Consider the following 10,012-nt stretch of genomic DNA (forward strand, 5'->3'; position numbering starts at 1 on the left):
ATCACGTTCCAGGTCGCCAGGAACGTGATCAGACAGAAGGCCCCCGTCATCGGTCGGACCAGGGGCATCGCGAGTTGGAGGTAAATCCGAAACTCGCCGCAGCCGTCGATTCGTCCCGCCTCGACGAGGTCCGTCGGAACGCCGACCAACGCCTGGCGTAAGACGTACTCGTTGATGACCTTCGCGTCCTCGAACGCCGCTGCAATCAACCAGACGAACAGCAGCAACATCACCGCCGCCATGCTCAGCAGCAACGTGACCCGGCCGTACGACCACGCCCACTTCCGCTTCATGAAGAGCAGGGCGACGAAGATCGTCGCAAGCAGGAGCACGAACAGTTGGAGTCCGGAAGGGTGAGTCATGACGTGCTCCCGTAGAAGCGCGACAGGAAAATCTGGACGAGGCTGATCGCCAGGATGATGACCGTTTCGCTGATCAACTCGGCGAATGCGTGCTTGTCCATCTTGCTCCGGCCGGTGCGTGATGAGCGGCGGCGCCTTGCCGGTGGACGTCAGAATCCCAACTCGACGCGACGGGCCCGGAACGCCAGCAAGTCTTTGGCGTAGCGAGGCTCGTCGATCAGATTGCGCGATTCCGCCGGATCGGCGTCGAGGTCGAAGAGCACCTCAGCATGCGGCGTGTCGGCGTGTCGGGCGTACCACTGATACTTCAGCGGACCACGCTTGATCATGAGGTTGTGGCCGTCGAACTCGCTGGTCACTTCGTTGCTCGCGCGTGACGTGCCCTGCATCAGCGGCACGAGCGACGCGCCCTCGAGCGCGTGCCCGTCCGGCGATGTTGCCGAGCCGGCGTCGCACAGGGTCGGGAACAGGTCGAGCAGCGAGACATTGTCCGAAACACGTCGGCCCTCGCACTGCCATTCGTCGCGCAAAGCACGCGGCGGTCGGACCACGAGTGGCACGCGAGCGCTGGCCTCGAAGAACTTCTGTTTCTCCCAAACGCCGTGCTGGCCGAGCATTTCGCCGTGGTCGCTCGTGTAGACGATCCACCAGTCGTCCAGGTCTTGCCCGAGATGTTCCAGGTGATCGGTGAACCGCGCATAGTCCGCGTCAATCTCGTCGATCATGCCGTAATACGCCGCTGTCGCTCGGCGGACTTCGCGTTCGCTGACGGCGTCGTCGATGCCACGCGAGCCCAGGAACGGATGATCGAACACCGGCTCGCCGTAGTACGGCGCGACGCGGTTGAGGTAGTAGCAGAAGCGATCCTCGTCGGTGAAGTACGGATAGTGCGGCCGAACGAAGCTCAGCATCATCAGCAACGGCCGGTGCGACTGTGGCCGGTCATAGAACGGGTCGGCGAAGTACTCCGAGGTGAAGAGTTCCGCACCGACCAACGCATACTCGTCGACGTCCTGCGTCGCCGGGCCGTGGCCGATGCCGGCGCGTGCGACTTCCTTCGCATCGGACCACTTGCCGATCCCCGGATCGTCTGGCCCAGCCGGCGGGGCGACTTCGAAGTCGCGAAACCCGTCACCGATATGCAAGTCCATGCCGAGGCGTCGCGACCAGCCCTGCATCTGGTCGGGCCCCATGTGGTGGAGTTTGCCGGCACAGCACGTCTCGTAGCCGAACTGCCCGAGACGACGCGCGAACGTCATCGAGTTGGGCGGCAGGTCCTGGCCGTACCGCTCGACGCCGCATGTCCGCGGCCGCTGCCCGACGGCCATCGATTGCCGACAGGGAATGCAGATCGGGCTCGGCGTGTACGCGTTGTCGAACGTGACACCCGTGGCCGAGAGCTCGTCTAGGAAGGGCGTGCGGATGACGTCGTTTCCCGCGAAGCCTGCCACGTCGTAGCGGTGCTCATCCGACATGAGCAAAAGGATGTTCGGCCGAGAAGCCGTGGCGTCGTCGCTCATGCGGTTGCTCCTCCGGCCACCGTATCGAGAACCACGTTCGTTCGCAGAGCCGAGTCGCCGGTGCTGACACAGGCGCGTTCGCCTCGAAGGTGTGCCAGGACATCATCCATGAGATATCGCTGGACTTGTTTGTCGTGCGGGCGATCGATCTCGGTCGTCTCGTCGCCGCGAGCGAGGCGAATCGGCTCATTGCCGAAGCAGCTCATGGACAGCGAGCCCGTCGTGCCGTCGATCGTGATGCGGTCGGCGTGGCGGCTGGCGGCGAAGTTCCATCGCGCACATCCGGCGATGTCGCGATCGTGCGTGAAGCTCATCGCGACACGCTCGTCGCCCGGGTCGCCCTGACTGGTACCCGCGACCTTGCCGAGAGGGCCGAGAAGGAAGTCGAGCAGATCGAGGAGGTGACTGCCGAGGTCGTGGAAGAGCCCGCCGCCGGCAATCGTTGGGTCGGCACGCCAGCCGTGGTCGCGATCGGGCTGGAACAGACGTGTCATCTCGTAGTCGACGCTCGTGACACTTCCCAACTCGCCCGCGTCGATCAGACGTTTGGCTTCGACGAATCGTGGAAGACGCCTTCGGTAGTACGCAACTAGCAGCGGCAAGTCGGCAGCGGCGAAAGCGTCGACCATCTCCTTGGCCTCGGCGGCGTTGCGGCCGAAGGGCTTCTCGACGTAGCACGCCTTGCCTGCCGCTGCGGCTTTCAACGCCAGATCGCGATGACCGTTCGGCGGCGTGGCGATGTAGACGGCATTGACCTCGTCGTCGGCGAGCAGCTTGTCTGCATCGTCGTACCACCGATCAACGCCGTGCCGCTCGGCATAGTTCTTGGCTTTGGCGGCGTCGCGACGCATGCAGGCGACGACGCGGCTTGTGTCGCCCCGATTCATGACGGCCGGGCCGCTTTTGACTTCCGTGACGTCACCGCAGCCGAGGATGCCCCAGCGGATCTGTTCGAGCTTCATGCCGACATCATTTGCACGCCGATGCCGGCGTTCGTAGAACCTTTCGATGGATGACACCAACGGCAGCCTCAGCGACAGCGACGCGACGATCGCCAACCAGCCGCCGCGGACGTTCCTGTCCGACCTCGGCCCGGGGCAGAAGATCAACGAGCCATTCGTCATCAGCAACGTGCAGCTCAAGATCAACAAGAAGGGCGACCCGTACTTGACCATGCAGGTCGGCGACAAGAGCCGCGTCGTCGTCGGCAACTGGTGGGACCAGGGCGAAGCGATGTTCCGCCGGCTGCCGAATCCGGGCGTGGTGCGGGTGAAGGGCGTCATCGAGGAGTTCGCGGGTCGGCCGCAGGTAAAGATCGAGAAGATCCTGCAGATTCGCGACGAGTCGGGCATCGACTACACGGATCTTCTGCCGTCGACGGACAAGGACATCGATCAGATGTTCGGCGAGCTGACGGCCATCCTGGATGGCTTCGAGTCGCCCACACTGAAGTCGCTGGCAAAGGCGTATCTGGCGGACGAAGAGCTGATGAAAAACCTTCGCCGCGCCCCGGCCGCGATGGGCTTCCACCACGCCTACCTCGGCGGCCTCCTGGAGCACACGCTCAACGCCATGAAAGCCGCCGACCTGCTGGCGGCGTTGCATCCGACGCTGAACAAGGAGCTGTGCGTCTTCGGCGTCTTCGTCCACGACCTGGCCAAAACCTGGGAACTTCAGTACGAGACCGGCTTCGACTACACCGACGGCGGCCGGCTTGTCGGGCACATCGTCAAGGCGGCGCTCTGGCTCGAAGACAAAGCCAAAGAGGCCGACGTCGACGTGCCGCGCGATCTGCTCGACGTCCTTCAGCACATCGTCCTGTCGCATCACGGCGAACTCGAACTCGGCTTCGGCAGCGCCAAATCGCCCGCCACGCCCGAGGCCCTGTTCGTCCACCATGTCGAAAACCTCGACGCCAAGATGACCATGGCCCTGGACGCCACCCGCCGCAGCGAAGGTGCCAACGACCCCAGCCGCTGGACCGGCTTCATGAAAGCCCTCGGCGGCCGGCTGCTCAAACCCGACGTCCTCGCCGAGGCCGACGCGAAGATTGGCCAGACACCATCGAGCGACAACCTTTTCTAAGGGCGGCCCGAGAACTCGTAGCGAGCCGGTGATGAGCACTCGCGGATCCCTCCGTCAGCCCGCGCGTGGCGTGGGACCTCGTTTGGGAGTCCGTGCAGAATCAGACGAGGTCCCTCGCTCCGCTCGGGATGACGGAGAGTGCATGCAAGGATGCAAGTGGCTTGGGTACACCCGGTCCAAGAGAATCGCCTCTGCCAACACTGCCGTCGCCGCAGGTCCTGATCCCGGTTCCGAGAACCTGCCTGCAGAATGATATTTCATGGCTGCAGTGTCCCTCTGCGTCGTTGCAGTGCCCCGCTGCAGCCATGCAGAATCAGTTTTGCGGAGCAAAAACGACATTGCATGGATGCAACGCTCCTTCGCAAGGCTGCAGAACGAGATGCGCTCCGCAAGAACGCCATCGCATGGCTGCGGAACGGCATCGCAGCCTTGCAGCGGAACATCTCGTCCATGACATGCGACGCGTCGCCACTTGGGAGGGTGGGCCCCGAATGCCTCTAGATGCGTCGAGTCCGGATCATGGCCTCGGGCCGAACCTACCCTGCGGCCATGAAGAGCCGCCTCTACACGCCGGGACCGACGGCTGTGCCGCCGGAGACGTTGTTGGAACTGGCCAGGCCGGTGGTGCACCACCGCACGCCGGAGTTTCGTCAGGCGTTTGCCGACGTGCAGGAAGGGCTCAAGGCATGCTTCCGCACCACCAACGATGTCTACATCGTCACCGGGAGCGGCACCGCGGCCTTCGAAGCCGGGCTCGTCTCGACCGTCGGCCGCGGGCAGAAGGTCCTCAACATCAACTGCGGCAAGTTCGGCGAACGCTGGGGCAAGCAGTGCAAGACCTTCGGCATCGACGTCACCGACCGCGAGCTTGAGTACGGCACGCACGTCACGCCAGAGATGATGGCCAACGAGCTGAGCAGCGCCGCGTACGACGCGGTCATCGTCACCCACAGTGAGACGAGCACCGCGACCGCCTGCGACATGCAGATGGTCGCCAAGGTCGTCCGTGAAAAGGCGCCTGACGCCTTGCTCATCGTCGACGGCATCACGGCGATTGGGGCGTTGCCGTTCGAGATGGACGCGTGGGGCATCGACGTCGCCGTGACCGGGTCGCAGAAGGCCCTCATGCTGCCGCCGGGACTTGGCTTTGTCAGCCTGAGCGAGCGGGCGTGGAAAGCCGCCGACAAGGTGGAAGGGCAATCGCCGTTCTACCTGAACCTCAAGGCCTATGAGAAGTCGGCCGCGGATAATGACACGCCTTACACGCCGGCGAACACGCTGATTCACGCACTCGCCGTCTCGCTAAAGATGATCACCGACGAGGGACTCGAGAACGTTTGGAAGCGGACGGCCGCACACGCCGAAGCCGTCCGGGCGGGCATGACGGCAATGGGGCTGTCGCTCTTTTCCAAGATGCCGGCCGACAGCGTCACCGCCATTAACTACCCCGAGGGCGTCAACGACGACTTCCGCAAGCACATGAAGTCGAGCCACGGCATGAACGTCGCGGCCGGCCAGGCGAGCATGAAGGGCAACCTTTTCCGCGTGAACCACATGGGCTACACCGACGTCTACGACGCGCTGGCCGTGGTCGCGGCGACCGAACTGGTCATGCCGAAGCTCGGCTTCGCCGTCGAACCCGGCGTCGGCGTGGCCGCGGCGCAGAAGGCACTGGCGAACGCATTCGCCTAACTTCTGCTCCCTACGGCCACTCCGTCATGCTGAGCGAGCGAAGCGGGTCGAAGGACCTCGTTTGAGCGTCGGTGCAGAACCGCTGCGAGGTCCCTCGGCTGCGCTCGGGATGACGGTGATTCAGAACAGTGACATCTGGCCGTGCAGTTCTGGTCGGCGGAAGTGTTTCGCGCTCATCGGTCGAATGTCGCGGTTCAGGCCGTGCTTGCGGGTGAAGACGTCGAAGGTCGAGGCGATGCTCTGGGACAACGGGCCTCGACCACGGCGGCGTTTGTTGCCGGCTTGATACAGCTTGCCGCCGTGCAGCTGACGCAGCTTGCTCTGGACCTTCTTCGCGCGATCGGCGTGCACGTTGCGCTCCAGCCAATCGAGAAAGACGGCCTTGAGCTGGTACGGCAGACGCAGCATCGTCCAGCGGACCTGTCGGGCCCCCGCATCTGCGACGGCTTCGAGGATTTCCGGCACGCCCGCGTCGGTGAGACCCGGGATGACCGGGGCGATGTTGACACTCACGGGAATGCCGGCCTTGGCGAGGTCGCGGATCACGCGCAGCCGCTGCGTCGGACTCGCCGCCCGGGGTTCGAGCTCCTTGGCCAAGGTGTCGTCGAGCGTGACGATCGTCACCGTCACCCGGCCGGCGTTCTTCTCCGCCAGCCGAGCCCAGAGGTCGACGTCGCGCAGGACGAGCGATCCCTTGGTCATCGTCGCGACCGGCTGGCCTGCTTCGGCGAGGACTTCGAGGCACTGCCGGGCCAGGCCGAGCTTGGCCTCGATCGGTTGATAGATGTCGGTGATGGCCGACATGACGATCGTCTCCGGTTTCCAACGCGGGTGGGCGAGCTCTCGCCGGAGTAACTCGGCCGCGTCGTGTTTGGCGACGATCTTCGTCTCAAAGTCGAGCCCGCAGCTCATGCCTAGGAACTCGTGGTACGGCCGGGCAAAGCAGTAGACACATCCGTGCTCGCAGCCGCGGTACGGGTTGAGCGTCCAGTCGAACGGCACGTCGCTGGTTGGGGCAACGCGGTTGATGACTTTCCGCGTGTCGTCCGCCAGCACCTGGAGCGGCACCTTGCGGAGTCGGCCGTCGTCGTCGCGTTCGGCCTCGAGCCAGTCGCGGTAGTCGCCGTCGAGGTGGAAGCGGTTGGCCTCGAATCGGTTGCCCGGATTGATGCCGGCCCCGCGTCGGTGGGCCAGACCGTCGGGCAGGGCGTCGACATAGGCAGGCGACTCGGACACGATCAAACATTAACCTAACGTGCGTCCACTCGGCAACGGGCGGTTTGGCGGACCTGATGACGGCACGTAGGTTCAGGCCGTGTCGGAGCCTGGCTCATCCGTCGACGTCCGCGGCTTCATTGTCGGCACCAGCCGCGGCGGGACGACGTTCATGAGCAAGGTGCTCAACGTCCACGCGGACGTCGTCTCTTTCGGCGAAAGTGCCTACTTCGGCCGGGTCTGGCAGGAGCCGGCGGGCAACAACGGCCGGCTGAGCGTCGAGCAAACCACGCGACTCCTGAACGGCTTCAAGACCAGCCGCTGGGGCCCGGAGCGCGGCGACGTCGGCGTGCTGCCGGACTGGGTCGGGCTGAGCCACGAGCGTTGGACCACGCTCCTCGACCGACTTTTCGACGAGACCGGCCTGCTCCAACGCGAGGCCGAGCCGAACGAACCGTTCGACCTCCTCTGCCGGGCGATGGCCGAGGCGGCTGGCAAGCGGGTGGTCATCGAGAAGACGCCGCACCACCTGGGCGTGACCGACCGGATCGAGCGGTTCTACCCTGGCGCCCGCTACGTCCTGATGCTGCGCGAGCCGTATGCGTTCATCCGGTCGTACAAAAACCAGGGCCGACAGCTCGGCGAGCGTTCTCGGAAGCTGGCGTCGGAGATCTACCACCCAATCGCGGCCGCGCTGCTCTGGCGTGGCTACGCGAAGCAGGCCCTTGCACTGCTCCAGCGGGCACCGGATCGAACGCTGCGGGTCTCGCTCGACGCCATCCGCCAAGACGAGGTTGGCACGCTGGAGGCAGTCCAGGATCACCTCGGCCTGGACGTCATCGATCTCGCGGGAGTGGTCCAGCCCGACAACAGCAGCACGCAGGGCGGTGCCGACGAGCTGGACGCGGGCGAAGTCTGGTGGATCAACCGCGTCGCCGGCCCCACGATCGAGGCGGCAGGATTCGAGCGACGCGACACCTCATTCGGTCCCAAGGCCGCCGGCTATGCCGCGAAATTCCCGGTCTGGAGCCTTCGATACGTCGCCCGACAACGCAAGAGCGTGCACGGCTCCTTCGCGAAGCACGTGATGCGGTTCCTTCGCCCGAAATGACGGGGGGGCTCACGCCGCTTCGGCGGCGGCCTTCTCGGCGGCGGCGGCCTGCTTCTTGGTCAGGCGGCCGTCCTTCTTCTCGGTCAGACGCGTCGCCTTGCCCACGCGGTCACGCAGGTAGTACAGACGAGCCCGACGAATCTTGCCGACACGCTTCACCTTCACGTCGGTGACGTTGGGCGAATGGAACGGGAAAATGCGCTCCACGCCCTGGCCTGCAACGAGGCGGCGAACCGTGAACGTCTTGGTCGTGCCGCGGCCCTTGATCTGGATAACGGTGCCGGTGAACCGCTGCACACGCTCCTTCTTGCCCTCGACGATCTTGTAGAAGACGTCCACGTCGGCACCCACGTCGAACTTCGGCAGGTCGTCGGCGGTCTTGGCGCTGCCGGCCTCGGCGGCCTGGATGAGCGGGTGAATCATGGCGTGGGTAGAGGGTCGCGGCGGACGGCTCCCGGAGAGTCGGGCGGGCACTCTAGGCGCGGGACGCCTCGGTGTTCAATCCGTCGTCATGCGACGCAAAACGAACGTCACGCCGTCTGCTCCGGCATTTCCGGTCGGAGCGGTCGGCAGCGTGTCGAGGTGGGCGACGACCTCGTCGAAGTGCGTTCGAAGGTCGGCGACGTCGCGGATGGTCGGGACCTTGCCGTCCAACGGCCCGAGCGGGCTGAAGTCGACGCCCGGCAGCTCCCGCAAGTCGCCGCCGATAGTCCGACGCGTGAACAGCTCGAACGGCCCGACGCGGTAGAAGACCGGGCTCTCCACGCCGCCGACATACGCGACGCGGGTCGAGTCGCCGTCGAAGTAGATGACGACCTGGTCGTACTCGTTGGCCCGGGTCGCTTCGAGCACCTCGACGACGGTCACGCCCTCGACCGCCGACAGCTCGTCCGCCAACGACTGACGATCGGCCGCAGCACCGGCGAAAAAGACGTACCCGAAGACGGCCGCGGGCACGAGGACCATCATCGCGACCAGCAGCACCGCCAGCCCGATCTGCCGCATGGGCAGCGTTCCCCGCTCGTGCACCAGATCGTCATCGTCGTCCACGCCTGACCCTAGCCAGACGCCCGTAAGCCATTGCTACGCTATGCTCCATGCGCTGGAGCCAGACGCTCATCCCGACCCAGAAGCAAGACCCGGCCGACGCGACGATCGCCAGCCACAAGCTGCTCGTCCGCGGCGGGTTCGTCAGGCAGCTCTCGGCCGGGCACTACACGTTCCTGCCGCTTGGGTGGCGGGTCATGCGGAAGATCATGACGATCATCCGCGAGGAGATGGAGCAGGCCGGTGCGGTCGAGGTGAGCCTGCCGTGCCTGCAGCCGATCGAGCTGTGGCGGGAGTCGGGCCGGGACGAGAAGTACGGCGACGACATGTTCCGCCTGACCGATCGCCGCGAGGGCCGGCACGCGCTCGCACCGACGCACGAGGAGAGCGTGACCGAGTTCGTGCGGGCATTCGTCAAAAGTTACAAGCAGCTGCCGCTCAACGTCTTTCAGCTTCAGACCAAGTTCCGCGACGAACCCCGGCCGCGGAGCGGGCTGCTGCGGGTGCGCGAGTTCATCATGAAGGACGCGTACAGCCTCGACGCCGACGAGGCGGGGCTGGATCGCAGCTTCAAGCTGATGTTCGAAGCGTACAAGCGGCTCTACGCCCGCTGCGGCGTCCCCGCGATCGCCGTCGACGCCGACAGCGGGGCGATCGGTGGGAGCGAGAGCGTCGAGTTCACCGTGCCGTGCGCGGCGGGCGAAGACATCGTCGTGTCGAGCGACAAGGGCAACTACGCGGCGAACGTCGAGAAGGCGGAAATTGGGGATCGAGATCATGATCTCGAAGCAGAAGCAGTGGGCGAGCTTGAGACGGTTCACACACCGGGCTTGAGCTCCATCGATGAAGTCGGAAAGTTCCTGAAGGTCAAGCCGCGGAACTTGCTGAAGACGCTCATCTTCCGCGTGACCGGAGGTGATCTGCCGGTCAAGTATGTCGCTGCCGTCGTCCGAGGTGACCACAATGTCAATGCGGCAAAG

10 protein-coding genes are annotated in these 10,012 nt (G+C 65.0%); 4 read left to right on the top strand and 6 right to left on the bottom strand.

Annotation, left to right across the window (positions count from 1 at the left end; genetic code table 11):
- From AAGI46_12635 to AAGI46_12645, 3 genes are all read right to left on the bottom strand, one after another.
- The coding region (locus AAGI46_12635) for a hypothetical protein (GenBank protein ID MEM1013054.1) at positions 1–362 on the bottom strand (362 nt) is incomplete at its 3' end.
- Between the two features lie 149 nt (positions 363–511).
- Entirely contained in the window at positions 512–1,882 is a 1,371-nt protein-coding gene (locus AAGI46_12640) for a sulfatase-like hydrolase/transferase (protein MEM1013055.1), read from the bottom strand.
- Positions 1,879–2,844, bottom strand: a complete 966-nt coding sequence (locus AAGI46_12645) for a Gfo/Idh/MocA family oxidoreductase (GenBank protein ID MEM1013056.1) — start codon at positions 2,842–2,844, stop codon at positions 1,879–1,881. Before AAGI46_12645 ends, AAGI46_12640 begins: the two co-directional genes overlap by 4 nt.
- A 46-nt stretch (positions 2,845–2,890) precedes the next feature.
- On the opposite strand from AAGI46_12645, the gene AAGI46_12650 reads away from it, so the two are divergent.
- Both AAGI46_12650 and AAGI46_12655 read left to right on the top strand, forming a co-directional pair.
- The gene (locus tag AAGI46_12650; GenBank protein MEM1013057.1) at positions 2,891–3,967 is read left to right on the top strand and encodes an HD domain-containing protein; all 1,077 of its coding nucleotides are present in this window, start codon (positions 2,891–2,893) and stop codon (positions 3,965–3,967) included.
- A gap of 549 nt (positions 3,968–4,516) precedes the next feature.
- On the top strand, positions 4,517–5,659 hold the full coding sequence (locus AAGI46_12655; protein ID MEM1013058.1) for an alanine--glyoxylate aminotransferase family protein: 1,143 nt from the start codon (positions 4,517–4,519) through the stop codon (positions 5,657–5,659).
- Between the two features lie 120 nt (positions 5,660–5,779).
- Here AAGI46_12655 and AAGI46_12660 read toward each other — a convergent pair whose 3' ends face one another.
- Positions 5,780–6,895, bottom strand: a complete 1,116-nt coding sequence (locus tag AAGI46_12660) for a PA0069 family radical SAM protein (protein MEM1013059.1) — start codon at positions 6,893–6,895, stop codon at positions 5,780–5,782.
- A gap of 79 nt (positions 6,896–6,974) precedes the next feature.
- Between AAGI46_12660 and AAGI46_12665 the strand changes: the two genes are divergently transcribed.
- Positions 6,975–7,985 carry a sulfotransferase gene (locus tag AAGI46_12665; GenBank protein MEM1013060.1) on the top strand — a complete coding sequence of 337 codons (1,011 nt, stop codon included), beginning with the start codon at positions 6,975–6,977 and terminating at the stop codon, positions 7,983–7,985.
- A gap of 9 nt (positions 7,986–7,994) precedes the next feature.
- Here the strand turns inward: AAGI46_12665 and rplS are convergent, their stop codons facing one another.
- Both rplS and AAGI46_12675 read right to left on the bottom strand, forming a co-directional pair.
- Positions 7,995–8,408: a 50S ribosomal protein L19 gene (gene rplS, locus AAGI46_12670; GenBank protein ID MEM1013061.1), complete on the bottom strand. Its 414-nt coding sequence runs from the start codon at positions 8,406–8,408 to the stop codon at positions 7,995–7,997.
- Positions 8,409–8,483: 75 nt separating this feature from the next.
- A complete protein-coding gene (locus AAGI46_12675) occupies positions 8,484–9,035 on the bottom strand; it encodes a hypothetical protein (GenBank protein MEM1013062.1) in 552 nt (183 codons plus the stop codon).
- Between the two features lie 47 nt (positions 9,036–9,082).
- On the opposite strand from AAGI46_12675, the gene proS reads away from it, so the two are divergent.
- The coding region (proS, locus tag AAGI46_12680) for a proline--tRNA ligase (protein ID MEM1013063.1) at positions 9,083–10,012 on the top strand (930 nt) is incomplete at its 3' end.

The sequence above is a fragment of the Planctomycetota bacterium genome (genome assembly GCA_038746835.1).
GTDB lineage: Bacteria > Planctomycetota > Phycisphaerae > Tepidisphaerales > Tepidisphaeraceae > JBCDKH01.